This is a genomic window from Citrobacter sp. Awk 2 (assembly GCF_028069815.1).
Lineage (GTDB): Bacteria > Pseudomonadota > Gammaproteobacteria > Enterobacterales > Enterobacteriaceae > Citrobacter.
In genome coordinates this window covers 1-23535 of sequence record NZ_JANEWL010000032.1, presented here as the reverse complement: position 1 = coordinate 23535, position 23535 = coordinate 1, and the positions used below count along the sequence as shown (strand labels likewise).

At 54.5% G+C, this 23535-nt stretch carries 27 protein-coding genes and 1 pseudogene; all 28 read left to right on the top strand.

Going from position 1 to position 23535, the window contains the following annotated elements:
* Positions 1-11: 11 nt before the first annotated feature.
* The gene (locus NNO02_RS10545) at positions 12-473 is read left to right on the top strand and encodes a hypothetical protein (protein ID WP_271454767.1); all 462 of its coding nucleotides are present in this window, start codon (positions 12-14) and stop codon (positions 471-473) included.
* 2 nt (positions 474-475) lie between these two features.
* On the top strand, positions 476-718 hold the full coding sequence (locus NNO02_RS10540; RefSeq protein WP_271454766.1) for a hypothetical protein: 243 nt from the start codon (positions 476-478) through the stop codon (positions 716-718).
* Between the two features lie 25 nt (positions 719-743).
* Positions 744-992, top strand: a complete 249-nt coding sequence (locus tag NNO02_RS10535) for a hypothetical protein (protein ID WP_271454765.1) — start codon at positions 744-746, stop codon at positions 990-992.
* Positions 989-1303 (top strand): DUF4406 domain-containing protein, encoded by a 315-nt coding sequence (locus NNO02_RS10530; protein WP_271454764.1) that lies wholly within the window; start codon positions 989-991, stop codon positions 1301-1303. Before NNO02_RS10535 ends, NNO02_RS10530 begins: the two co-directional genes overlap by 4 nt.
* A gap of 161 nt (positions 1304-1464) precedes the next feature.
* Entirely contained in the window at positions 1465-2466 is a 1002-nt protein-coding gene (locus tag NNO02_RS10525) for a hypothetical protein (RefSeq protein ID WP_271454763.1), read from the top strand.
* Positions 2467-2523: 57 nt separating this feature from the next.
* Entirely contained in the window at positions 2524-2886 is a 363-nt protein-coding gene (locus tag NNO02_RS10520; protein WP_271454762.1) for an HNH endonuclease, read from the top strand.
* Positions 2886-3086, top strand: coding sequence for a hypothetical protein (locus tag NNO02_RS10515; RefSeq protein ID WP_271454761.1), 201 nt, complete (start codon positions 2886-2888; stop codon positions 3084-3086). The genes NNO02_RS10520 and NNO02_RS10515 overlap by 1 nt, the downstream gene beginning before the upstream one ends.
* Positions 3087-3901: 815 nt before the next feature.
* Positions 3902-4339: a P27 family phage terminase small subunit gene (locus NNO02_RS10510; RefSeq protein WP_213733009.1), complete on the top strand. Its 438-nt coding sequence runs from the start codon at positions 3902-3904 to the stop codon at positions 4337-4339.
* A gap of 36 nt (positions 4340-4375) precedes the next feature.
* Entirely contained in the window at positions 4376-6088 is a 1713-nt protein-coding gene (locus tag NNO02_RS10505) for a terminase large subunit (protein ID WP_271454760.1), read from the top strand.
* A 178-nt stretch (positions 6089-6266) separates the two neighbouring features.
* A complete protein-coding gene (locus NNO02_RS10500) occupies positions 6267-7529 on the top strand; it encodes a phage portal protein (RefSeq protein ID WP_271454759.1) in 1263 nt (420 codons plus the stop codon).
* A 40-nt stretch (positions 7530-7569) separates the two neighbouring features.
* Positions 7570-8481 carry a S49 family peptidase gene (locus NNO02_RS10495; protein ID WP_271454758.1) on the top strand — a complete coding sequence of 304 codons (912 nt, stop codon included), beginning with the start codon at positions 7570-7572 and terminating at the stop codon, positions 8479-8481.
* 72 nt (positions 8482-8553) lie between these two features.
* Positions 8554-9843: a phage major capsid protein gene (locus NNO02_RS10490; protein WP_271454757.1), complete on the top strand. Its 1290-nt coding sequence runs from the start codon at positions 8554-8556 to the stop codon at positions 9841-9843.
* 64 nt (positions 9844-9907) lie between these two features.
* Complete coding sequence (locus tag NNO02_RS10485) at positions 9908-10255, top strand: hypothetical protein (RefSeq protein WP_271454756.1); 348 nt, start codon at positions 9908-9910, stop codon at positions 10253-10255.
* Positions 10236-10559: a head-tail connector protein gene (locus NNO02_RS10480; RefSeq protein ID WP_271454755.1), complete on the top strand. Its 324-nt coding sequence runs from the start codon at positions 10236-10238 to the stop codon at positions 10557-10559. Before NNO02_RS10485 ends, NNO02_RS10480 begins: the two co-directional genes overlap by 20 nt.
* Positions 10556-10900: a phage head completion protein gene (locus NNO02_RS10475; protein ID WP_271454754.1), complete on the top strand. Its 345-nt coding sequence runs from the start codon at positions 10556-10558 to the stop codon at positions 10898-10900. Before NNO02_RS10480 ends, NNO02_RS10475 begins: the two co-directional genes overlap by 4 nt.
* Positions 10881-11261: a hypothetical protein gene (locus tag NNO02_RS10470; RefSeq protein ID WP_271454753.1), complete on the top strand. Its 381-nt coding sequence runs from the start codon at positions 10881-10883 to the stop codon at positions 11259-11261. The genes NNO02_RS10475 and NNO02_RS10470 overlap by 20 nt, the downstream gene beginning before the upstream one ends.
* Before the next feature lie 5 nt (positions 11262-11266).
* The gene (locus NNO02_RS10465) at positions 11267-11677 is read left to right on the top strand and encodes an HK97-gp10 family putative phage morphogenesis protein (RefSeq protein ID WP_442867898.1); all 411 of its coding nucleotides are present in this window, start codon (positions 11267-11269) and stop codon (positions 11675-11677) included.
* Positions 11678-11689: 12 nt separating this feature from the next.
* Positions 11690-12169 carry a phage tail protein gene (locus tag NNO02_RS10460; protein ID WP_271454752.1) on the top strand — a complete coding sequence of 160 codons (480 nt, stop codon included), beginning with the start codon at positions 11690-11692 and terminating at the stop codon, positions 12167-12169.
* A gap of 51 nt (positions 12170-12220) precedes the next feature.
* Positions 12221-12565 (top strand): phage tail protein, encoded by a 345-nt coding sequence (locus tag NNO02_RS10455; RefSeq protein WP_271454751.1) that lies wholly within the window; start codon positions 12221-12223, stop codon positions 12563-12565.
* Positions 12566-12793: 228 nt separating this feature from the next.
* Positions 12794-15775, top strand: a complete 2982-nt coding sequence (locus NNO02_RS10450) for a phage tail tape measure protein (RefSeq protein ID WP_271454750.1) — start codon at positions 12794-12796, stop codon at positions 15773-15775.
* A 2-nt stretch (positions 15776-15777) separates the two neighbouring features.
* Entirely contained in the window at positions 15778-16125 is a 348-nt protein-coding gene (locus NNO02_RS10445; protein ID WP_271454749.1) for a phage tail protein, read from the top strand.
* A gap of 8 nt (positions 16126-16133) precedes the next feature.
* Positions 16134-16484, top strand: coding sequence for a hypothetical protein (locus NNO02_RS10440; RefSeq protein ID WP_271454748.1), 351 nt, complete (start codon positions 16134-16136; stop codon positions 16482-16484).
* A 77-nt stretch (positions 16485-16561) separates the two neighbouring features.
* Entirely contained in the window at positions 16562-17311 is a 750-nt protein-coding gene (locus tag NNO02_RS10435; protein WP_271454747.1) for a phage minor tail protein L, read from the top strand.
* Positions 17312-17314: 3 nt separating this feature from the next.
* Entirely contained in the window at positions 17315-18022 is a 708-nt protein-coding gene (locus tag NNO02_RS10430) for a C40 family peptidase (protein ID WP_271454789.1), read from the top strand.
* Positions 18012-18623 (top strand): tail assembly protein, encoded by a 612-nt coding sequence (locus NNO02_RS10425; protein ID WP_271454746.1) that lies wholly within the window; start codon positions 18012-18014, stop codon positions 18621-18623. Before NNO02_RS10430 ends, NNO02_RS10425 begins: the two co-directional genes overlap by 11 nt.
* 56 nt (positions 18624-18679) lie before the next feature.
* Positions 18680-21895 carry a TipJ family phage tail tip protein gene (gene gpJ, locus NNO02_RS10420; protein WP_271454745.1) on the top strand — a complete coding sequence of 1072 codons (3216 nt, stop codon included), beginning with the start codon at positions 18680-18682 and terminating at the stop codon, positions 21893-21895.
* Positions 21895-22839: a DUF6453 family protein gene (locus tag NNO02_RS10415; RefSeq protein WP_271454744.1), complete on the top strand. Its 945-nt coding sequence runs from the start codon at positions 21895-21897 to the stop codon at positions 22837-22839. Before gpJ ends, NNO02_RS10415 begins: the two co-directional genes overlap by 1 nt.
* Positions 22840-22848: 9 nt before the next feature.
* Positions 22849-23535 (top strand): annotated as a pseudogene (locus NNO02_RS10410) (hypothetical protein); the annotation flags it as partial.

The window sequence follows — 23535 nt, the reverse complement described above, 5'->3', positions numbered from 1 at the left end:
GTGAGGTTCCCATGAACAAATTAAAAAGCATTACCCGCGCCTGGGCACTCATGAACGGCGTGTTCTTCCTGCTGCTGATGGTCACTCGCCCGGTGTTTGCAGTAGATAGCATCGATATCGACTCGCTGATCTCCAGCCTTCCCGCTGGCTGGGCCGGTGGGGTAACGGCGGTTTTTATTGTGCTTTATGCCATTGCGCAGCTGCGTGCCGTTCTGCCGCCATCGGTAACGGACAAGATCCCCAGCGTCGTGATGATGGTCCTGGATTTTGTAGCGGCGAATTACAAGCATGCGCGTAATGCCTCAGTCGCTAAGCAGGTTACGGATACGGCAAAAGCCGCTGGCGCCACGGATGATGAATACCGCGTTGCAGTTGAAACAGCCAAGAACCGGGGAGAGCTTCGTGGAAGTCGGATTGAGAGTGCTGGCGATTATCCTGGAAATGATCATCCAGGTAGCAAAGACGCACAGTGAAGATGAACGGCAAAAGCGCATTGATTATGCGCGCGACAACCCTGCTGATTATCTGCGTAAGTTTGGGCGCGTGCGGGAACTCGGCTCAGCTGGTACCGACAATGAAACCGGCACCGTGCGCAGCGGAAAAACCGACGATTGATATTGCTCATGTGGATGGCTATTTCGTCATCCCGGAGAGCGATATGGGGAAGCTAACCGGATACATGGCCGCGCTGGAAGCGGGCTGTATCCCTCCGAAGTAGAGGGAATATGGCGTTCTTTAAAAGAATGACGAAGGCCGAGATACGCCGCCAGTTCACGCATTATGGCTTGTTCTGGGGGTGTGTCCCGGTCTACGTCAATATGCAGAACGATGAATGCCCTGATGTGGCCACGCGAAATTGGGTGCCGGAATGGACTCTGGATGTTGCCGATTGGCTATCGGGTATTCCGATCTGGTTCATGACAATGATTGACCCGTATTACGAACCGATGTTTGCCATCAAATTAACGGCACTGATTGAGGATGACGAATGAAAGTCTACATCGCTGGCCCCATGACAGGCCGTGAGAATTTCAACCGAGAGGCGTTCAACAAAGAAGCTGAGCGACTGGCTAAGCATGGCCATATCGTACTGAACCCCGCCACGTTGCCGGCAGGCATGGAGCAGCGCGAGTACATGGACATCTGTTTTGCGATGCTGCGCTGCGCGGATGCCATTTTGATGCTGCCAGGTTGGCAAGCGTCATCCGGCGCGACCGCTGAGTACCACTACGCGTACAAAATGGAGCTGCCGGTCTACAGCACTTTGCATTACCCCCCGGTGGCCAGCGAGCAGGCCGCCTGATTGGGACCATGGTCCCAACGAAATGAACCACCTTCGGGTGGTTTTTTTATGCGCTTCGCACGCGCACATCTAAGAGAGTCTTTCAGTAGTGAGCTTGGGCAATCCGCTAGCTCTCGGGCGGTATTGCCGTGCGACAGGCTCACACCTAAAAGGAAAATTCAATGCAACTTCCGCAAGTATTAACGTCACCCCGAGCATGGAGTATCCACGTTGAATGGCAGTGGCCAGAAAATAGCGGTGAGCATTCACGGCTTGAAATGCAGTATCTCAATGCTGATGGTCGTCTGCAAAGACAGGTTATCGCATGGCCGCTAGCCGGGGTGTTGATCGGTGGCCTTAAAGCTGGCGAACGCCTGCAAATTCGCCTGCGCCCGATCGATAAAAATGGTGCAGTTCGCGAATGGACTCAGGGTGACTGGATAGAAGGTGTGTCGTCCAGTAATGCAGATGAGTACCTCGCGGCATTATCTATAACCGCTGGCAGCGACATGCGTTTAATGAAAACTTTTAGCACACCGCAATTCAAAATTGTAAATGGTGAAGTGTTCATCCGTGATGCATTTATTTCTGGAACTATCCACGCGGCAGAAACGCCGAAGACCAGTAATAGCCACATCGATGTAGGTAAGATTCTCGACGATGCATGGAAGAGTGGACGTCGTTCTGTAGCTGAAGGCCTTGAGGCTTTAGCTATGGCTGCATCGGCATATCCGCAGGACTATAAGCAGCATGCGCGCGGCGGTGAGACAACGCCATCAACCTATACAGTATCCATGGGCATTGCCGTGAACGATGCCTCATCCGTATCTGGTATCGCTAGAAATATCGATAACTTCTCAGTCGAGATGAGCGATAAGGGTGTAGTTGTCAATATGGCTAGCGGTGGGCGAATCGTCCTAGGTAATTGGGGTGATAGCAGCATCACGGTATCGAAACCATTGCCACCACTTACACCTGATGAAGAAAAGTATGGGCGTGGACTCTGCCAGCTACCTACCGGTTGGGAAGATTTAAACGGTAGTGAGTCATGGTTGGCGCATCTAAGTAAAGATTTACGAGCGCAATGGCCTGCGCTAAGCCGTGAACAGAAAATGGCTATCGCTCATACCATCGGCGAACTGACCGAAGAGTTGATCAACACAGCCAACGAACGCGCATGGTAACGCCTATCAACGTAGCCCTGGTGATACACACCGCATTCTCCTCACAGGAAAAAGAAAATGCCCGCCCGCGCTAAACGCCCTTGTAAACACAAAGGATGCTCCACGGCTACCAATGACCCATCAGGATATTGCGATAGCCACCGCCAGCTACACGCCGGTGATGGTTGGCGTAATTACCAGCCAGGGAAGAGCCGCCAGGAGCGCGGGTATGGTCGGCCATGGGAGATACGCCGCGATCGCGTTCTGATGCGAGATAAATATCTCTGCCAGGACTGCCGGCGACGGGGCATAGGCATGAAAGCCGAAAGTGTGGATCACATTATCCCAAAAGCCCACGGCGGCACCGATGACGATAGCAACCTCGAATCGTTGTGCTGGCCATGCCACCGCCGGAAGACAGCTAAGGAGCGGTTTAACTGATGGCATATATCCGTTGTACCTACTGTGGCTCGCAACTGCATACCGTAGCGAACTGCCCTAAAACGTGGGGCGGTTCTTCCCGCCGCGCTAACCTACGCTGCTCATATTGCGGTGGCGCTGGGCATTCATCGGATGCCTGCCCCCATAACGCCAGCAGCGGCAATCGTCGCCGGCTGAATGACAATTTCTATCTGGACTGACGGAGGGAAAGAAGATGAAGCATTAAAGCGGGTAGACCGTAGCAGCCGAACGGCGGCGATGGCTGGGTAGTAACCAGCCCCCGAGTCTCCGAGTAGAGAGCCAGCTTTGCATCTGGTGAGGGTTAATAAGAAAAGAAGCACCGGTAAGGCAGCGCGAACGCCGATAAGCGCACCGGTTACAGCTGCGGGGGAGCAGAGACGAACCCTAAGCGCTACCCACGGCATGGGCGCGGCCACTGCGAAAGTGTGGCGGCATCACAGCGATAAGGGCATCAGAACGTGGGCGCATAGCGCTAAGGGCCACCCTTCAGGGGAAGAGTGGCGATAACCCGCCACAGCTTTCTGGTGCCCTTCTCCTTGTGATGAGTGCGCCACCCATAAGCGCAATGAAGGAGGTGATCCCGTCTCCCACTGCAAGGGGCAGCAGAGCAAATCCCGGTACGCCGGGATTTTTATTGCCTGCTCATAACATGAAAGCGTCCTGAACCCGACGGACAACCACCACGCCTCAGCATACGGTGTGAGGCCAGGGCGCTTCCAGTTGTGGTGAATTGCAGCCGCACCGACGGCAACCAGAAGATCAGCGCCTGGCCCACACACCCATTGCCCGACCCGCGCGCCCTGAGCAGCGGACCCCGGCAGGCCGGCTACAGAACCGCCGCCAGCCGGGGGGGGTAGGGGGGGGTAAAATCCCTAAACCCCCCCGCCGTTGAGGACTGCCGCTCCCGGTCGATTTTTACGCGTGGGAAATAAGATCTTTTTTTTGGCGATTTTTAACGTAACAGAAAACGCAATTGATGCATGGAGGTGCACGGATGGCGACAGGTGTGCGATCTCCAGGCGGAGGCCGGAAACCGAACAATGCCGGCACGCAAGTTAGCTCCGTAACTCGCGCCGTATCGCCGCCAGAGGAATTGCTGGGTGATATGGCCATCGATGCATGGAAACGAACCTGCAGGCTGATGATCGATCGTGGCAACTTCGAGATGGAAGATTGCTACTTGCTGATGGAGTACTGCAACACGGTGCAGCTGTTGTACGACGCGAATCTGGAAATAAAAGGCGACGGGATCGGGGATGAGACTGCCGCTGGCGGCCAGAAGCTGGGCGCGGCGGTAAAGGCGCGAGACAAGTACATCTCGCAGCTCATCAGACTGAGCGTTGTATTGAAACTGGACCCGAACAGCCGGGTACGGGTTGCTAATCCGGGGCAAGGTGCCAAAGAAGCGGGAAACGATTTCGACGAATTTTAATTGGGACCACGGTCCCATTTTTTATGGATGAGTTATATGGCCGCATACCCGAACGTCAATCTGGCGAACCAGTATGCGCGTGATGTGCTAAGCGGCAGCATAGTCGCCTGCAAATACATCCGGCTGGCCTGCCAGCGCCATTTTGACGACCTGAAAAAATCACTGGATAAGGATTACCCGTACCGGTTTGACCGGGATTTAGCTGAACGTGCATGTCGATTTGTTCAGTTGCTTCCCCACTCCAGTGGGGACCTCAAAGGGCAGAAACTGAAGCTGGAAATGTGGCAAGCCTTCGCTTTCTGCTCGATCTTCGGCTGGGTTACGAAATCCAACAAAAAACGACGCTTTAAGGAAGCCTACATCCGTGTTGCCCGTAAAAACGGTAAATCGTTTATATCTGCGGGCATTGGTATGTATATGTTCTGCGCTGATGGCGAAAACAGCGCGGAAGTCTACTGTGGCGCCACGCAGATGAGGCAGGCCAAGAAGGTCTTCACCCCAGCCCAACAAATCGCAAAAATGCTGCCAGCGTTGCGCCGGCGTTTCGATGTTTCAGTCTGGACCGAAAAGCTGACGCGTCCGGATGGATCGGTATTCGCGCCGGTGGTCGGCGACCCTGGTGATGGTGACTCACCCAGCTGCGCCATCATTGACGAATACCACGAACACAAAACAGACCGGCTATACCAGGCGATGACGACGGGCATGGGCGCCCGTTCTCAGCCGTTGACGCTGATTATTACCACTGCCGGTACAGACCTAGAGTCGCCTTGTTACGACAAGGACAAAGAGGTCAAAGAGGCGCTGGACGAAATCACCCCGAACGATCGACTGTTTGGCATGATTTACGAGCTGGACCAGGGCGACGACTGGACCGACCCGGCCAACCTGATTAAAGCCAACCCGAACCTCGATGTCTCGGTGAAATACAGCGATCTGGTCGAGCTACTGGAAGTGGCAAAGAAAGTCCCGCGTATGACGAACGCGTTTAAGACAAAGCGTCTGAATATGTGGGTTTCCGGCGCCACGGCGTTCTTCAACATGGAGCAATGGAAAGAGGCTGAGGACAAGACGCTGAAGCTGTCAGACTTTGCTGATGATGATGCCCATCTTGGGCTGGACCTTGCGAAAAAGCTCGATATGAACGGATGTGTTCCACTGTTCGCGCGGGAAATAGAGGGCAAAAAGCATTATTACGCTGTTAGTCCAAAATTCTGGGTCCCGGAAGATACGGTTCACAGCACCGATCCTAAGCACCTGAAAGCTGCCGACCGGTACCGGAAATTCGTCACGATGAAGGTACTGGAAGCGACGGACGGCGCCGAAGCTGATTACCGTGAAATTCATGCCAGCATTCTGGATATGCGGCAGGAAATCAGGATTAAAGAGGCTGATATTGACCCCGCTGGCGCGACAGCGCTGCGTCACTTACTGGAGGATGACGGGGTTGAATGCGTGGAAATCACGCAGAACTTCCAGAACATGTCTCCGGCGATGAACGAGCTGGAAGCGGCGCTCGCCGGCGGGCGATTCCACCACGACGGCAATCCGATTCTCACCTGGTGTATCAGCAACGTTATCGGGAAGTTCATTCCCGGCAGCGATGACGTCGTTCGCCCGACAAAAGGCGATAAGCAATCAAAAATCGACGGCGCGACAGCGTTGTTTAACGCCCTTACACGCGCGTTGCAGAACGGCGGAGGCGGGGGCGGCAAATCCATTTATGACGAGGAAGATGTGGCATGTTAACAGCAGCGATCTCGGTTCTGATTTTTCTGATTGGCCTGGCCGGCGCCGTTATGATCTCTGCCGGCGCATGGCTATTCTCCCCTGCAGCTGGGCTAATTACCGGCGGCGCTCTTTGTATCTTCTGCTCATGCCTCTGGGCGAAGGCAGTGGGAAAACCAGCTGATCGAGGGGGCAACTGATGTTTATCCCCCAATTTTTCCGGGGAGCTTCAAAGCCCGGAGTTAACCGAGGCGATTGGTCAGTTCTCGGTGGGTTCGGTGCCAGCAGTAGTTCATCGGGCATCATTATCACACCGGAAACGGCCATGGCCATGTCGGCGGTCCGGGCATGTGTGACGCTTCTGGCTGAGTCGGTGGCGCAGCTGCCGTGCGAACTGTATCGCCGGGATGAAAAAGGCGGGCGTATTCGGGCGACCGATCACCCGCTCTATGACCTGATTCACTCCCAGCCCAACAAGAAAGACACCTCCTTTGAATACTACGAGCAGCAGCAGGGCGCGCTGGGCATTGAAGGTAACTCGTTTGCACTGATTGAGCGCAACGGGAAAGGTGAGCCGACGGAATTGATTCCAGTGAACCCGAAAAAGGTGATCGTGATGAAAGGTCCGGACGCAATGCCGTACTACCATCTTCCCGATCTCGGCGAAACCTTGCCGATGCGCATGGTGCACCACGTTAAATATTTCTCGTTCGACGGTTATGTCGGCACTTCGCCGATTCAGACGAACGCAGATGTTCTCGGCCTCGGTCTGGCCGTCGAGCAGCACGCGGCCCAGGTGTTTGCGCGCGGCACGACAATGAGCGGCGTAATTGAGCGCCCGAAAGATGCGGCAGCAATCAAGAGCCAGGAGGCGATTGATAAGCTGCTGGCCAAATGGACGGATCGTTATTCCGGCGTCCGTAATGCGTTCTCTGTCGCGCTGCTGCAGGAGGGCATGAGCTATAAGCAGCTTTCCCAGGACAACGAGAAAGCGCAGCTGCTGGAATCGCGTAAATGGTCGGTGAATGAAATATGCCGGCTGTATAAAGTCCCGCCGCACATGATTCAGCTGCTGGAGCAGTCCACGAACAACAACATCGAGCACCAGGGCCTGCAATACGTGATGTACACACTGCTAGCCTGGCTGAAGCGACATGAAAGCGCCATGATGCGCGATCTGCTGCTGCCCAGCGAACGCCGTGATCTGTATATCGAGTTCAATGTTTCTTCGTTGCTGCGAGGGGACCAGAAATCACGCCATGAATCCTACGCGCTGGGGCGCCAGTGGGGCTGGTTATCGGTTAACGATATCCGCCGTATGGAGAACCTGCCGCCTATTCCTGGCGGTGAAACGTACCTGACACCGCTGAATATGGTGGACAGCGCCAAGTTGCCGGCGGGTATCAGTAAAGCCTCACCGCAACAAATTAGCGAGATCGAAGCCATTCTGGCACGTACCTGAAACAAGCCCGCAGCCGCGGGCTTTTCTTTTGGTGGAAACCATGAAACTTAAAATGATTAACCTGCCGCACCTTGCGGATCAGGTCTTCGGTGTTCCGCACTATGCAACGCGTCAGATTATGGATTCGGTGAAAGCCGTTCTGGTCCCGCGCCTGCAGGGGAACGGTTCTCCGGATTTGTCTATGGCATTCGAATCTGACGACGTTCCGGAGCCAGAGAAAACGCAGTCCGCAGGCGGCGTTGCAGTGATTCCCGTTCACGGCATTCTGGTGCCGCGGCGCGGCCAGATTACGGCGGCCTGTACCGAACTGACCAGCTACGAGCGAATCCGCGGCATGATTAGCGCCGCGCTGAGCGATGCGGCCGTCAGTGAAATTGTGTTGGATATCAACTCAGGCGGAGGTGCTGCAGCTGGCTGTAAAGAACTGGCCGATTACATCTTCCAGTCGCGTGAAGTGAAGCCGATCACCGCCATCGTCAATTTCAGCGCGTACTCAGCAGCGTATTTCATCGCGTCGGCATGCAGCAAAGTCATCGTGAGCCAGACCAGTGGTGTTGGTTCGATTGGTGTCATCATGGAGCACATGGAGGCGTCAAAGTGGGAAGAGAGTATCGGCCTGAAGTTTACGACGCTCTTCCGTGGCGACAACAAAAACAACGGCTCACAACATGAACCGTTAACAGAGCAAGCCCAGACGATGTTCCAGGGCCTTATCGACCAGATGTATGAGGTTTTCACCTCATCCGTTGCGGAATATCGCGGAATGACGCAGCAGGCGGTCATCGATACGCAGGCCGCGCTATATACCGGCGCTGATGCAGTTGCCGCCGGTCTGGCTGATGAGGTTTCCGATCCGCAATCGGCGATCAACGCGATTGCAGCGAAGTACCGAACACCACAGCAATCAATCCTGTTACGGGCCTCAGTCATGGATATGCAGACCCAACTTTAACCCGACGCCTACGCGTCATCCTGAAAGCAGCCATATGGCTGCTTTTTTTATGTCTAAAAAGAGAGAAAAATCATGCCTCAGATTGAAGAATTACGTCGTCAGCGCGCGGGTATTAACGATCAGGTTCAGGCTCTGGCTCAGGTTGAGCTGGGCGGCGGTGTATTGTCCGCTGAGCAACTGACTCAGTTTAACAGCCTGCAGCAGCAGTTCACCGATATCACCGCCCAAATTACCCGCCTGGAAGCGGCAGAACGCGCCGCAGCAGCGGTGGCGGTCCCGGTATCAGCGACGGGTACGGGCGCGCCGGCGATTCATGTGAAAGCCGAACCGCAGCAGTACAAGGGTGCGAGCATGACCCGCATGGTGATGGCCATTGCCGCCGGCGGTGGTGACCTGAACATGGCGCAGACTTTTGCGACCAACGAGCTGAACGATAAGCAGGTTGCCATGGCGATCAGCACCGCCGCCGGTTCTGGTGGCGCGCTGGTTCCGACCAACATGCAGAACGAGGTCATCGAGCTGCTGCGCGACCGCACCATCGTTCGTAAGCTGGGTGCGCGTTCCGTGCCGCTGCCGAACGGCAATCTGGCGCTCCCACGCCTGGCCGGCGGTTCGACTGCCAGCTATGTCGGTGAAGGGAAGGATGTGAAAGCCAGCGGCGCCAGCTTTGATGATGTGAAACTCAGCGCGAAAACGCTGATCTGTATGGTTCCTCTGTCGAACCAGCTGATCGGTCGTGCCGGGTTCTCTGTCGAGCAGTTGGTGCTGGGCGATATCATCAGCGGTATTTCTACCCGCGAAGATAAAGCCTTCCTGCGTGATGATGGCACCGCAGACACCCCGAAAGGGATGAAAGCAGTTGCCACCGCTTCAGCGCGCATTAAAGCCTGGGATAAAGATGCGGATATCACCCTGCAGACCATCGATACCTATCTGGATGGGCTGATTCTGATGACCATGGACGGCAACAGCAACATGCTGCAGTGCGGCTGGGGTATGTCCAACCGTACCTACATGAAGCTGTTTGGTCTGCGTGATGGCAACGGGAACAAGGTATACCCGGAAATGGCCAGCGGTATGCTGAAAGGTTATCCGATTGAGCGTACCAGCGCGATCCCGGCTAACCTCGGCACAGGCGGTAACGAGTCCGAGATTTACTTCGCTGACTTCAGCGATGTGCTGATCGGTGAAGAGGGTGATATGAAGGTCGATTTCTCGCGCGAAGCGACTTACATCGATGCTGACGGCAACACCGTTTCGGCGTTCGCCCGTAACCAGTCCCTGATCCGCGTTATCGTTGAGCACGATATTGGTTTCCGTCACGTCGAAGGTCTGGCGCTCGGTACCGGCGTTCTCTGGTAATCGCCCACAGCCACAAAGGCCCGCTTAGCGGGCCTTTTTTATTCACTTTAGCTGGAGATAGGCCATGGCTGGAAAGTCTAAAAAAGATGCCGGTGCAGACACCACAACTTCCGTTGATGGTGGTGATGCGATTATTGATACCGCCAATATTGACGACGGTGTGATTTCTGCTGATGTGACCACTGGTGATGAAAATGGGACCGTGGTCCCAGTGGTTAAATCCGACCAGGAACGTCGCGCCGTTGTATTCCTGGGGCCTTACCATCGCTATTCACGCGCAGATGTCGCTGCGTTCGATGCCGAATACGCTGAAGAGCTGGTTAAGCGCAAAATTGCAGCCTGGCCAGAAGATGCGAAGCGGGCGTTGAATCCTCGCCGGGGAGACGATGACCATGAAACCGACATTGGATGAAGTTAAGGTCCAGCTGCGTCTCGAGCTGGATTTTACCGAGCATGACGGTCTGCTGACGCGCCTGATTGGTGCCGCGCGTCGCAGTATCGAGCGCTCGTATTACTGTCGCCTGGCAGAATCGCAGGATGAACTGGACAAACTTCCAGATGGCCCGCCGGCGTACCTGATTGATGACGATATCCAGCTGGCCATGCAGATGATGGTCGCTCACTGGTATCTCAACCCAACAGGCGCCGGTGAGGGTACGCCGTCAGATCTTGGCGTTTCCTACCTGCTGTTTCCGCTGATGGAGCATACGGTATGAGCCAGAAACCACTGCAACCCGGCGAGCTTAATTGCCGACTGTCGTTCAGCTATATCGTCATTTGCGAAGGCCCGCTGGGTGAGCCGCTGCCGGCGCAGGAAGTGCAGGCGGGGAAAGCCTGGGCGAAGAAGGAGCTGATTTCAGGCCGGAAAATCCGGACGCTGGACCAGCAGCAGGTGGTCGAAACCTGTGAATTTACCCTCTATCCGCGTGAAGTAGATATCGACTGGAAGGTGGCCACAAAGGACCGGGTTTATACCGTTCGCAACGTGGACCGACTTCCTGACCGCATGATCATTACGGGGGAGGCTGACGGGCGCCATGATCGAGCTGGCAATTAAACCTGCGCTGGAGCGCATAACGGGCCTGAAAGCGTACCCGCTGCTGCTGCCTGATAGCGTGCAGGAAGGGGCAACCTTTCAGCGTATTTCCGATCCGCAAGTCGGTGATGGCCTGGTGCGTACCGGGCTAATTGATGTCCGGATGCAGGTCAATTTGTACGTGATTGACGACTACACCCACATGCTGGAGCTGGATAAAGCATTGTGGGCCGAGTGGAAAACCCTGGTTCATAGCGAGATTGAGGGCCATCCGGTCCAGTACGTTGAGCGAGGCGGCATCCAGCAGGATAAAGTCACCCTGACCAATGGCCGCGTGCAGTACCGCCTTATCCGCGATTTCACTTTTACCGTTCCGGAGTAACTCCCATGGAGATGGAAATCAAATTCCCGACCGGGAAGGATTTCGATCGGATTCTGGAAGATATCGACAAAAAAGTGGGTGTGAAGTTGCTACGTGATGCCGGACGTGAGGCGATGAAAATCGTTCAACTGGACATGATTAGCAACGCCGGTTTCGATGAGGAAAGCATCGGGCCGCACATGCGCGACAGCATCAAAATCCGTAGCACCAACGTAGCAGAAACCTCCCGCTATAACACGATCGTCACCCTACGTGTCGGTCCCAGCAAAATCCATCACATGAAAGCCCTGGCGCAAGAGTTCGGCACCGTAAAACAGGTGGCACAGCCGTTTATTCGCCCGGCGATGGATTACAACGTTCAAAAAATCCTGCAGGTGCTGGCAACTGAAATCCGCATCGGGCTGGAAGGTCAATAATCGGAGATAAAAATGGCTGACGAAAATATCAAATCCCCCTCGGAGTATGCATCCCTTCCGGCGGGTACCCGCGTTTCTTACGGCGCAGTCGGCGCCACTATCGACACCGCAAAGCTGTTGCAGTCGGCAACTGCCATCGGGGCCACTGGTAACAAAGGGACGTTTATCGACGTTACCCGCCTGATCGACACCGAGCCGAAGTACATGGCTGATATGGGCGAAGGTGAAGACAAAACGCTGGTCTTTATCGATGATCCGGATGATGTAGCACAGCAGGCGCTGCTGACCTCTGCTGACGCGAAAGAAACGGTTGTCTTTTTCATGCAGTTCCCGAACCGTCGCCTGGCAGAGATTCAGCTCGTTCTGGCCGGCTGGAGCATGCAGACCGTCGATTCACCGAAAGGCAAGGTGCTGCAGCTGGAGGTTTACGGCAAGCAGAACAAACTGAAATGGACGGTGACCCCCGCCGAACCAGACCAGGGCGGCGCGTAATCCTTTAGCCATTGCCAGCCACTTCCTTCATTCATCATCAGGATCATCATCATGAACTACAAATCACTGACCACTCCGCTGAACACCACCACTGAAAAAACGCTGCTTGGCCATAAGGTGTTTATCCGCCGTCTGACCAGTACCGAGCTGGATAACTATTCCGATGCAGTCGACGCGGCCCAGAAGGAAGGTAAGTCCCCTCGGCAGCTCTCAGTGATGGGGGTGAATTTATTCCTGCAGGCGCTGGTAAACGAAGACGGTACCCGCCCAGCGAAAAAGGACCTGCCGACAGCAGAAGAGCTGCTCGACGCGCATGCATCGGCAGACCTGCTGGAAGCTGTCACCATGGTGCAGCGCCACTCTTACGGCACGCTTGAGGAAGCGGAAAAAAACTAACTACCTCGCCCCGGCTCAGACTGCTGTTCATGCTGGCAGACCGCTGGGGCGAGCCTGACCCGCGCAAACTTGGTGACCTGCCGGCGCACATTCTCACCTATTGGGAGGCATATTTTAACCTCCTGAAGACTGAGGTTGCCGGCGCGCCACCGCCATCATCACCGCAGCCTGCTGTTGCACCGTCTGAGGGCGTTCAGCAGTTCGCTGATTGTCTGAGGATCTTAGGAAATGGCTGCTGATGTTGCATCGTTGGCTGTTGCGCTTCACCTGAATTCGGCCAGCTTCAAATCGCAGTTTGCTGATGCGATGCGGTCGGCTGACAGTGGAGCGCAACAGTTCAACAGAAAGGCGCAGGCGGATGCCAAAAATACCCGCCAGTCATACGAAGGAGTCAGCAAGGGGATCACCGGTCTCGATGCTGATTTTAACAAACTTGGTCGTACGGTTGATAAGCGTCTGACCGGGCTTGATGAGATGCGCGGCCTGCTGGCCAGCATCTCTGCCGGTAGTAACGTTGCCGGCAGCTCTATAGCAAATGCGCTGGTTACGTCGCTCAGCGAGGGTATGAGCACCGCGCTATCAAACAGCGTGAATGGCCTGAAGAACCAGCGACAGGCCCAGATTGAGTTTAATGAAGCGCAGATCAACGCCGCCCAGAACGTCATAGCTAACGCCAGGGGCCTGCGTGAAGAGGCTATCGCCAAGCAGAACATCGCGGTCAAGACGATGGAAGCAGCGAAAGCCGATCGTGAGCGCGCAATCGCGCTCGATGAGCATTTCGCTAAGCAGGCAGAGGTTAACAAGCAGTTCGGGCTGGCGGTCAGCTATCAGGATGAACACGTCAAAAATGCCCGGGCTATTCAGGAAGCGAACCTGGCCGAGGCCAAAGCGAAAGGGAGTCTGGCCGAAGCAACAAAAACCGTTCTGGCCACGGATATCGCTGAATCCAATGCCAAGCAGCAGCTGACTACCTCGACGCGAAATCTGGCTGTGGCCAGCCGTGAGCTTTCGCTGGGCCAACGTGCAGCTGCAGCCGGTGCTGGGCTGTTACGCGGGGCGCTGGCGATGATCGGCGGTCCTGTCGGGCTGGTAGTAATGTCGCTCGCTGGCATCGGAACGCTGGCGTATACCGCCCTTTCGAGAAGTAAAGCCGAGGTGGACGGTTTCACGAAAGCGCTGCAGAAGTCCGGGCAGCAATCCCTGATGAATGTGGCGTATCTGCAAAATCTGGTCTCCCGCCTAGGTGATACTGACGGTGCAGTGAAATCCGTTACGTCAGCGGTGGGCGCCGGGTTCGGCGGAGATATGCTGGATAAGGTCGCTGGGCTCGGCATGCGAATGGAGGAGATTGGCCAGAGCTCGGATGACCTTGTAGCGATGTTGTCCAGTCTCAGCGGCGATCCTTTGCAGGCTCTGCAAAAGCTCACTGACCAGGGGATTATGCTGAACGGGAGCATGATCGACCAGGTCATCACGCTCACCCGCCAGGGTAAAGAGAGCGAGGCCACGGCGCTGCTGCAGAAGGAGGCAATGGACAGCGTTGCCAAAAAGGTCAAGGAGCAGGAAGAGCAGGTCGGTATGCTCGGTGGCGCCTGGGCGTCCCTGAAAGGCTACGTTAACGACTACTTTAAATCCGTTGGCGACGCGCACATCGCTACCGCGAAGGTGATCGCCGCCGAAAAAGGTATCGATCCGGCGACCTTCGGTGAGCTGGCCGCGGTTAAAGAGCGGGAAGAGGCTGAAAAACTCTACCAGCAGCGGAAGAAAGAGCGTGAAGAGCTGGCCAAACGTCTTAAGGATGAAAACACCCTGGCTGGCCTGATGAAGGCAGGCGTATCGCGGGAAAAAGAGCGCGCAGACGCGACCGCGCTGGTTAACGCCAACTATAAAAAAGGGACGGCGGAGTACACGCAGGCGATGGCTGGCGTGAACAAGATGTACGCAGAGCAGAAAAAAGCGCGTGAGAAAGCCTATTCCGACGATACAGCTACCCGCCGCCTGCAGGACTTACGGCAGGAAGAAGTGGTGCTACGCACGCAGAACGACCAGACCGAGCAGCTGACGAACAGCGAGCGTAAGCTGCTGCAGTTCAATCAGGAAGTTGCCGATCTGAAAGAAAAGCGCATCCTGACCGCTGGCCAGCGCAGTCTGCTGGCACAGGAAACTGAGCTTCGCAACCAGCTGCAGATTAACGCCAGCCTGGACCGCGCCAACGCGCAACGGAAAATCGGCCTGCAGATGCAGGAGAAAAACCAGGAACTGTACCGCTCAACAATCCAGCTGCAGCAGGAGTACAGCAACCGCGTTGCGCAGATGACGATGAGTTCAACCGCGTATGACCAGATGGTTGCCGAACAGCAGGTTCGTGTTCGGTTTATGAAAGAGCGTGAAGAACTAGATACTAAGGAAAGAGATAGAACATCGACTATCTATAAAGAACAGTCTTCTATTCTGGATGAGGAAGAGAAGAAACAGCTTGAAATCGTTCGTACAGGTGCCCTGAAGAAAAAGGCAGTGGAAGGATCCTGGATTGACGGCATGAAAAATGGCCTGCAGGAGTGGCGAGAGGATGCCGAAAACCAGTTCGCCATGACGCGGGATATTGCGATCAATGCGATGGATGGAATGGGTAATGCGTTGTGGAATTTCGCCTCTAAAGGTAAGGGTGATTTTAAGTCGTTTGCCGTTTCGGTCATCAATGATATCGGTCAGATGATCACCAGAATGATGGTGATGAACGCGGTGAAATCGGGTTCAACAGCGATGGGGATCGGGAGCTGGTTTGGATTTGCCTATGGGGGTTATACCGGTGATGGCGGCAAGCATGATGTTGCCGGCGTCGTGCATAAAGGGGAATGGGTTGTTCCTCAGAACGTGGTGCAAAAACCCGGCATGCTGAACTTCCTGAACCAGTTAACCTACGGCAGCGGTTACGCAGACGGCGGTTTAGTTGGTGGCAGCATCGCCCGTTCTTCCAGCAACGAAGATGCCGGTAACGACAATCGAAACATCCGCGTTATGGTCAACATCCCGCTGCAGGTGATTAAGCAGGGCACCGCGGAAAACCAGCAATCAAAAGGCCAGGGAAAAACCAGCGATGAGGCTCTTAGCCTGGAGGCGTTATCCCAGATAAAACAGGTCTGCTACAGCGTGCTGGATCGTGAGTTATCGAATAACGGCATGATCCTGAATGCAATCAAGGGGGCGTGATAATGGCGCTGGAAACATTTAACTGGTCGCCGAGGAATGGTCCTGTCGGGGACATTCAATTTCGTACCCGGTCAGCACAATATGGCGACGGTTACGAGCAGGTTACTGGCGATGGTATTAACTCCGAAACGCAGTCATGGCCGCTGACGTTCGTCGGGCTGAATGACGATATCAGGCCCATCCTGAAGTTCGTCAGAGAGCATGGCGAAACACGCGCGTTTAAGTGGGTTAACCCCCTGGGTGAGCTTGGGCTATATCGCGCCACCCAGATAAAACCCACTGTGATGGATTTTGCTCGTATGTCGCTCGCTGTTACATTTGTGACGGCATATAGAGCCGAGGACTCATAGAGGGATACATGAAACTGAAAATATGCGGGGCTATTATCGGTTGCCTTGCGATGGTTGCAGCATCTGGAGCTGCGGCGCGCGAGCTATCGCCAAAAGAGAAGGGCGTGATTGAGCAGGCAGCAAAGCAGCAGCTTAAAGATCCGGATAGTGCCAAATTTTACTGGCAGGATTACAAGGGTGGTGATGTTTATTGCGCTCATGTGAATGCTAAAAACTCATATGGTGGATTTGCAGGCAAGGCTCTGCTGCTGGTTGGCGTTAAAACTGACAGCAAGGGTAATATCACGTCAGCTGACGTATCGATTCGAAGCGACAATATGATGGATAAAATCTGCACCAAGCGCGGCTATAGCGCTTAAATCCCCCACACCCCACACAAACCCCGCTCTGCGGGGTTTTTTGTTATTGGGACCACGGTCCCAATTTGGAGAACCCCATGGGTATCGCAGCTGATGATCAGAAATTAGAACCCGGCAGCAAAATTGAACTGTACGAGGTGGACGGCACCGCGTTCGGGGCCGAGGTACTCTACTTCCACAACCACGCTATCCCGTATACCGCAGAAGAAATTCTTGCCGCCGGCGATGATGCCAGCCTGCTGCCTGGTAAGCCTATTTTCTGGCAGGGCGTACGCTACGATGCGTGGCCGTGCCGGATTGAGGACATGGAATCGAATGGCGACGGCTCGCCGGCTACGCCTAAATTATCGGTGGCCAACCTGGACGGCTCGATCTCTTCGCTGTGCGGCATGTTCCAGGACATGAAACAGGCCAAGGTGACGGTTCACCGTACTTACGCACATTATCTCGATGCGGAGAATTTCTCCGACGGTAACCCCAGCGCCGACCCGACCGCTGATAGCGTAGAAGTCTGGTACATCGACAGTAAATCAGCGGAGAACGATACCACCGTCCAGTTCAAATTATCCTCCCCGGTCGACGTTACGGGACAAAAGCTACCCGCACGCCAGATGCTTAGCCGCTGCGCCTGGTGCCTGCAGGGCCAGTATCGCGGTCCTGACTGCGGCTATACCGGCACAAACTACTTCGACAAATTCGGCAATCGGGTCGATAACCCGTCGCAGGACGAATGCCCCGGTACCGTCGCCGGCTGCAAGCTGCGCTGGGGTGAGAAAGAGCAACTGCCGTTTGGCGGGTTCCCGGCCATTGCACTGATAAGGATGTGAATGATGCTGAGCCAGAGACTAATTACCTCCATCCAGCTTCACGCTGCGCAGGTGTATCCGCATGAATGCTGCGGGTTGATTATCCGGGCAGGGCGCCAGCGCCGATATATTCCCTGCGAGAACACTCACGACAAGCCAGCTGATTGTTTCCGGATCAGCGCTGAGGCCTGGGCAGGTGCTGAGGACACCGGCGAAGTGCTGGCGGTGGTGCATTCGCATCCGGATGCAGGTCCGCATGCGTCTGCAGAAGACCTGAAGCAATGCCATGAAAGCGGCCTGCCATGGGTCATTATGTCGTGGCCATCCGGAGAATATACCGTCACCACGCCAGCCGATACACCGCCCCTGCTGAAGCGCCCGTTTATTCATGGTAGCTGGGACTGCTACGGCCTTATTCGTGACTGGTATAAGCAGGAACGCGGCATCGAGCTGCCCGACTTTGAGCGGACCGATAACTGGTGGACACGCGGAGAAAATCTCTACGTTCGGCACTATGCCGAGGCGGGGTTTTACTCGCACGCCAGCGAGCTGCAGCCAGGCGATATCATCCTGATGCAGTACAAGGCCGATGAAATTAACCATGCCGGCATTTACCTGGGGGACGGAAAGATGCTCCACCACATGTATGGCCGGCTGAGTGAAGTTGTTCCGTACGGCGGCATGTGGCGCGACCGTACGCTGTTAACGCTGAGGTATAGAGATGGGCAGTGAATCCCTTAATACCGTTGAAAAAGTCGTCCTAGTGCGCCTGTACGGCAAGCTGGGAACGTTATTTGGGCGCGAGCACCGGTTGTCCGTCTCATCCGTGCGTGAAGCGATACGCGCGCTCTGCATCATGATCCCTGGTTTCGAACTTTGGCTGGAAACAAGTCAGGAGCGGGGGATCACGTACGCCATCTTTAACGGCGGACGCAATATCCATGAGCAGGATCTGCAGCTGGATGGCGTACATGAAGTTATCCGCATTGCGCCGGTGATTATCGGCAGCAAGAAAAATGGGGCGTTCCAGACTATTTTTGGTGCCGTATTAGTAGCAGTGGGATTCGTGCTCAGTTTTACACCGTTCGCAGCGGCATCACCGTTTCTCTACAAAATAGGTGCGGCAATGATGCTGGGTGGTGTGGCTCAGATGCTCGTTCCTGCAGGAACACAGGGCATGACGAACGAATCAAAAGACACCCGGAAAAGTTACTCGTTTGGCGCGCCGACGAACCAGGTAGCGGCCGGCGCTGGTGTGCCGCTGCTCTACGGTATTCGTGAAATCGGCGGTGTACTGATCAGCGGCGGTATTTATGCCGAGAACCAGAACTAAAAGACCTTTGTCCAATTATCCCGCTTCGGCGGGATTTTTTTTGCCCGGAGTTAGCAATGGAAATCACAGGCGCAAAAGGTGGCGGCGGCAGCGGAAGTAGCGATAAAGGCGAGAACCGCGGTACCGAGATCGCTTCAGTTGCTTACATGAAGATATTACTGGCGCTGACCGAGGGTGAAGCCGCCGGTGGATTCTCAGGCCAGGATATTTATCTCGATGGCACACCGCTGCTGGATAGTTCTGGGAGTGCAAACTTCCCAGGAGTTACCTGGGAATGGCGTAGCGGGACTGTCGACCAGCCATATATTTCCGGCTTTCCTGCTGTTGAAAATGAAGTAGCCGTTTCTACGGAACTGAAGTACGGGACGCCGTGGGTTAAGTCGATTAACAACACGCAGCTCTCAGCCGTTCGTCTGCGTCTGAAGTTCCCGAATGGTCTGTATGAACTGCGAGACTCAGGTGGAAAGAGCGGTTATACCGTTGAGTTTGCCATTGATATCTCAACTGATGGAAGCTCCTATATCGAATACGGGCGGGATACTGCAAGTGGTATTGCCAATAACGGCTATGAACGTAGCTATCGAATTGAGCTGCCACCGGCGCAGACTGGCTGGCAAATTCGCGTAAGACGCCTTACACCAAACGCCAATGATGCCCGGCACGCCGATACATCCCGGATCGAATCGATAACCGATATCGTTGATGCCAAGTTGCGGTATCCCCACACCTCACTGCTGTTCGTCCAGTTCGACTCTCAGTTGTTCGATGGTCGTACGCCGACAGTAACGATAAAAATGAAGGGGATCATAGTTCGCGTTCCATCGAACTATGACCCGATCAACCGGACGTATAGCGGTACGTGGGACGGGACGTTTAAATGGGCATGGACGAACAACCCGGCCTGGATTTTTTACGACATCGTGACGAATGCCCGGTACGGCTTAGGCCGCCGGATAACGACAAACCTCGTTGATAAGTGGACGCTCTATCAGATAGCTCAGTACTGCGATGCTAAGGTTTCTAACGGCGCAGGAGGCACAGAGGCGCGTCATCTTTGCGACCTGTACATTTCACAGAGAACCGACGCCTGGACGGTACTGATGGATTTGGCGGCGATTTTCAGGGGGATGATCAGCTGGTCGAATAATCTGCTTTCGCTTGATGCCGATATGCCGCGGGAGCTGGACCCGGACTTTGTCTTCAATAAGTCCAATATTGTCGGTTCTTTCAACTTCTCCAGCTCATCCGAGCGTACCAACTATTCTGCGGCGATAGTGACTTACAGCAATCCGACCAACGGCTATAACGATGATCAGGCCAGCGTTCACGTACCCGAAGTCTCTTCGCGATTTGGTTTCAATACGATGGAAATGACTGCCGTTGGCTGCACGCGCGAGAGTGAGGCGCAGCGCCGTGGGTTGTGGGGTATCGAGACGAACCGCGATGATAATGCGGTGGAGTTCAAAACAGGTATGGAAGGCCGTATTCCGCGGGTTGGTAAAGTAATCGGCGTGAATAACGCACCACTGGCCGGACGGGCGAACGGTGGCCGTGTAGCTGCCGCGGTAGGTACAAAAATCACGCTGGACAGAAACACCGTTGCCGTTCCCGGTAATCGGCTGATCATCAACCTGCCGACTGGCAAGGCTGAAGGGCGCACGATTAAGTCGGTATCTGGCCGCGCGGTCACTGTGGAGTCTGCATACAGCGTATTGCCAAATGCTGAGTCGGCGTGGGTAATTGACCAGCAGGATCTGGCCATCCAGTTATTTAGGGTTCGCCGTGTGGCCATCGGGAGTGATGACCTGGTGACGATATCAGGGTTGCCCTATAACCCGAACAAATTCGCAAAAATCGATGATGGCGCGATTGTTGAAGACCGTCCTGTGACCGTGGTCCCACCAGGTAGCCAGGCTGTACCAACGAATATTGAAATCACCAGTGAGTACCGAATTGTTCAGGGAATAGGTATTAATACCCTGGTCGTAACATGGGACCCGGTGATAAATGCTATCGCCTATGAGGTGCAATGGCGCCAGAATAGCGGCGACTGGATTAATGCAGGCAGGACAGGAAATACCAGAATTGAGGTCGACGGTATTTATTCTGGCCGCTATGTCGTCCGTGTTCGGGCCATCAACTCGATGGATGTTGCATCGGTATGGGCAGTATCAAAGGAAGTCCAGTTGGATGGCAAAATCGGGAAGCCTCCCGTTCCTGTCAATTTGAGAACAACCCCGATGCTGTGGGGGATTCGTATCGATTGGTCCATTCCTGCAGGAGCCGAGGATTCATTATATACAGAACTCCAGTATTCTCAGGACGCAGATGGTAATACTGCGTTGTTGCTGAGTAATATTCCGTATCCACAATCGACATATTCTCAGATGGGGCTTCGGGCGGGGCAGGAATTTTGGTATCGCGCCCGCCTGGTGGACCGTATCGGCAATCCATCAGACTGGACTGAGTGGATGCGTGGGATTTCAAACGATAATTCTGATGATTATCTGGAAAGTATTAGTGATGGTTTTCTAACATCCACTGATGGCGACCGTCTTACGGGGGATATTAATACCAACCTTGAAGGTGTTCTGCAGAACGCGCTGGCGGGTAATGCGACTATCGAACACCAGTGGGCGCAGTATGGGGTCATTCGTGCAGATATTCTGATAGTCAAAACAACGATTGCTGACGTTGATAAGGCGATGGCCGAGCTGTCAACACAGGTACAGGCGCAGATTGAGGACGTAACTGCCTCGCTTGAGGATAAGCTCACCGCCACCGTTGACGCATCAGGAGCGACGGCCATTCATACTCTGAAAGCCGGAGTGCGTATCAACGATATTTTTTACAGCGCCGGGATGTCGATTGCAGTGCTGGCTGAAGCGGGTAAGCCGGTAGTCACCCGCGTCGGGTTTAACGCTAACCAGTTCGTCCTGATGAGTGGCAGCGGTGATACGCAATATTCACCCTTTGCTGTTGTTAATGGCCAGGTATTTATCAGCTCAGCCTTTATCGGTGAGGGAACAATCACGAATGGCAAAATTGGTAATTACATTCGCTCGAATAATTACCAGTCTGGCGTGACAGGCTGGAATATTCCAAAAGATGGATCGCCAGAGTTCAATAACGGAACATTTCGTGGTTCGCTTTATGCCAATAACGGTCAGTTTGCATTTAACGGTACGAATAACACTGTTGTTATCAATGGCAATGGACTGACAGTTAATCTTCCTGGTGGTGGGCGAGTCGTCGTCGGGAGGTGGTCATAATGCCGGAAGGGATTTTAATCGACTACAACGATGGCCGCCCGGTAATGGCGATTACTGCGGGGCTGCGAGCCCCCAGTTTTTGCACATCGTTCTCGGGCAGGTCACCCCAGCCAATGCAGTACCCGGTCAACACACCACTGGTTCCAGGCTCTCAGGTTATTGTGATACCCACCAATCCCATCTACACCTACTCATTTGCTTATTACGACGTAGCCCTTATGGCGAGCGTGACCAGGAATGGTGACGCCGGGGTAATCATCAGTGCCGAGACAATCGGTGGAAATACCCTTAATCCGAACTGGTCCGGCTACGTTATGGAACTACTGCCTGCAGCGGCTTATAACGAAGGGTTACTGGTTACGAACTCTACCGACTTCACCGCCATATCTAATCAGGCTGCGCTGATGACCTGTGCCTGGTCCGGGCGCATCACGGTTAATGGCAGTGCCCCCCTCCCGGTTGGCGGCATCCCTTTTGGTAAATGGGATAACCCGAATGTATCGGTGGGATTTGATGGTGGCAGCATTATTGTTCGCGATATCTCGTACACAGGCAGGGATGATGTTGCCGGAACGGCGACGATTGACCTGGTGATATTCAATCAGACAGCGCCTGTTGGTGGCGATGGTATCACCATGACTAACGCCGCAGGCCAGGTGACGTTCTCCACACTGAATCGGCCTTTTGTATACGACCGGCAAATTCAGATTACCGATGTCTTCCAGAATATTGGCGGCGGATACTGTCAGATAGTTTATACCGGTGCGCAGGTACGCATGGATGGCGGCTATGGAAATCTGCGGGCGAAGGGGATCGTGATGTCAGGAGGTAGCATCAGGTCTGCCTATAACCGGGTTTTTGGTAATTACTTCAGCAATGGGTGGGATATGACCCGTAACAGAAATATCACCATGCCCATTCTCATTCTCCCAAATATGTACTGAGGAAAATTTATGTCAGCAGGAACACTCACCCTGACGAATAACTCTGCCAGGGTGTCAGGAAACGGGACATCATTCAGCACTGAACTGGCGGCCGGTGATTTTATTGTCATGAAAACAGGCGGTGTGACGTATACCCTTCCTGTAAAAACGGTTGAGAGTGATAGTGCGCTGACACTTTCACGTCCGTATGCCGGGCCGGCAGTGTCGGGTTCTGCGTGGACCGCGATGCCGCGTGACACCCTGAACAGCATCAGCGCACAGATAGCCACAGATACAGCCTATGCCATTCGTCAGCGCGTTCTGGAAATCGATAACTGGTATCAACTGCTGGAGGTCAATGGTGATATCACAATAAAGATGGCCGATGGCTCGACTTATACCGGTCCCTCGTGGCTTCGTATTATCGATATAATGAAGACGATGAAGATTGAAGACCTTATTCCTCTGGCTGACCAGATTCATACCGATGCCGCACAGGTTGCTGCAGATAAGCCAGTCATCATCCAGGCAAAAGCCGACGCTGAGGCAGCCGCCGCCGCAGCACTGGCATCTGAAACATCATCGTCCGTATACGCCACATCGGCAGATAGTGCCAAAACAGCAGCAGAAGTCGCGCAAGGGAAAGCCGAGAAGGCGGCGCAGGATGCCGCATCGCACAATCCTGTTGCTGCGCTGGCTAAGGCAAACAACCTGTCT

Excerpts from the sequence above, each read along its gene's own strand:
- NNO02_RS10545 (WP_271454767.1), top strand. The coding sequence starts at position 12 with ATGAACAAATTAAAAAGCATTACCCGCGCCTGGGCACTCATGAACGGC.
- NNO02_RS10540 (WP_271454766.1), top strand. The coding sequence starts at position 476 with ATGAACGGCAAAAGCGCATTGATTATGCGCGCGACAACCCTGCTGATT.
- NNO02_RS10535 (WP_271454765.1), top strand. The coding sequence starts at position 744 with ATGACGAAGGCCGAGATACGCCGCCAGTTCACGCATTATGGCTTGTTC.
- NNO02_RS10530 (WP_271454764.1), top strand. The coding sequence starts at position 989 with ATGAAAGTCTACATCGCTGGCCCCATGACAGGCCGTGAGAATTTCAAC.
- NNO02_RS10525 (WP_271454763.1), top strand. The coding sequence starts at position 1,465 with ATGCAACTTCCGCAAGTATTAACGTCACCCCGAGCATGGAGTATCCAC.
- NNO02_RS10520 (WP_271454762.1), top strand. The coding sequence starts at position 2,524 with ATGCCCGCCCGCGCTAAACGCCCTTGTAAACACAAAGGATGCTCCACG.
- NNO02_RS10515 (WP_271454761.1), top strand. The coding sequence starts at position 2,886 with ATGGCATATATCCGTTGTACCTACTGTGGCTCGCAACTGCATACCGTA.
- NNO02_RS10510 (WP_213733009.1), top strand. The coding sequence starts at position 3,902 with ATGGCGACAGGTGTGCGATCTCCAGGCGGAGGCCGGAAACCGAACAAT.
- NNO02_RS10505 (WP_271454760.1), top strand. The coding sequence starts at position 4,376 with ATGGCCGCATACCCGAACGTCAATCTGGCGAACCAGTATGCGCGTGAT.
- NNO02_RS10500 (WP_271454759.1), top strand. The coding sequence starts at position 6,267 with ATGTTTATCCCCCAATTTTTCCGGGGAGCTTCAAAGCCCGGAGTTAAC.
- NNO02_RS10495 (WP_271454758.1), top strand. The coding sequence starts at position 7,570 with ATGAAACTTAAAATGATTAACCTGCCGCACCTTGCGGATCAGGTCTTC.
- NNO02_RS10490 (WP_271454757.1), top strand. The coding sequence starts at position 8,554 with ATGCCTCAGATTGAAGAATTACGTCGTCAGCGCGCGGGTATTAACGAT.
- NNO02_RS10485 (WP_271454756.1), top strand. The coding sequence starts at position 9,908 with ATGGCTGGAAAGTCTAAAAAAGATGCCGGTGCAGACACCACAACTTCC.
- NNO02_RS10480 (WP_271454755.1), top strand. The coding sequence starts at position 10,236 with ATGAAACCGACATTGGATGAAGTTAAGGTCCAGCTGCGTCTCGAGCTG.
- NNO02_RS10475 (WP_271454754.1), top strand. The coding sequence starts at position 10,556 with ATGAGCCAGAAACCACTGCAACCCGGCGAGCTTAATTGCCGACTGTCG.
- NNO02_RS10470 (WP_271454753.1), top strand. The coding sequence starts at position 10,881 with ATGATCGAGCTGGCAATTAAACCTGCGCTGGAGCGCATAACGGGCCTG.
- NNO02_RS10465 (WP_442867898.1), top strand. The coding sequence starts at position 11,267 with ATGGAGATGGAAATCAAATTCCCGACCGGGAAGGATTTCGATCGGATT.
- NNO02_RS10460 (WP_271454752.1), top strand. The coding sequence starts at position 11,690 with ATGGCTGACGAAAATATCAAATCCCCCTCGGAGTATGCATCCCTTCCG.
- NNO02_RS10455 (WP_271454751.1), top strand. The coding sequence starts at position 12,221 with ATGAACTACAAATCACTGACCACTCCGCTGAACACCACCACTGAAAAA.
- NNO02_RS10450 (WP_271454750.1), top strand. The coding sequence starts at position 12,794 with ATGGCTGCTGATGTTGCATCGTTGGCTGTTGCGCTTCACCTGAATTCG.
- NNO02_RS10445 (WP_271454749.1), top strand. The coding sequence starts at position 15,778 with ATGGCGCTGGAAACATTTAACTGGTCGCCGAGGAATGGTCCTGTCGGG.
- NNO02_RS10440 (WP_271454748.1), top strand. The coding sequence starts at position 16,134 with ATGAAACTGAAAATATGCGGGGCTATTATCGGTTGCCTTGCGATGGTT.
- NNO02_RS10435 (WP_271454747.1), top strand. The coding sequence starts at position 16,562 with ATGGGTATCGCAGCTGATGATCAGAAATTAGAACCCGGCAGCAAAATT.
- NNO02_RS10430 (WP_271454789.1), top strand. The coding sequence starts at position 17,315 with ATGCTGAGCCAGAGACTAATTACCTCCATCCAGCTTCACGCTGCGCAG.
- NNO02_RS10425 (WP_271454746.1), top strand. The coding sequence starts at position 18,012 with ATGGGCAGTGAATCCCTTAATACCGTTGAAAAAGTCGTCCTAGTGCGC.
- gpJ (WP_271454745.1), top strand. The coding sequence starts at position 18,680 with ATGGAAATCACAGGCGCAAAAGGTGGCGGCGGCAGCGGAAGTAGCGAT.
- NNO02_RS10415 (WP_271454744.1), top strand. The coding sequence starts at position 21,895 with ATGCCGGAAGGGATTTTAATCGACTACAACGATGGCCGCCCGGTAATG.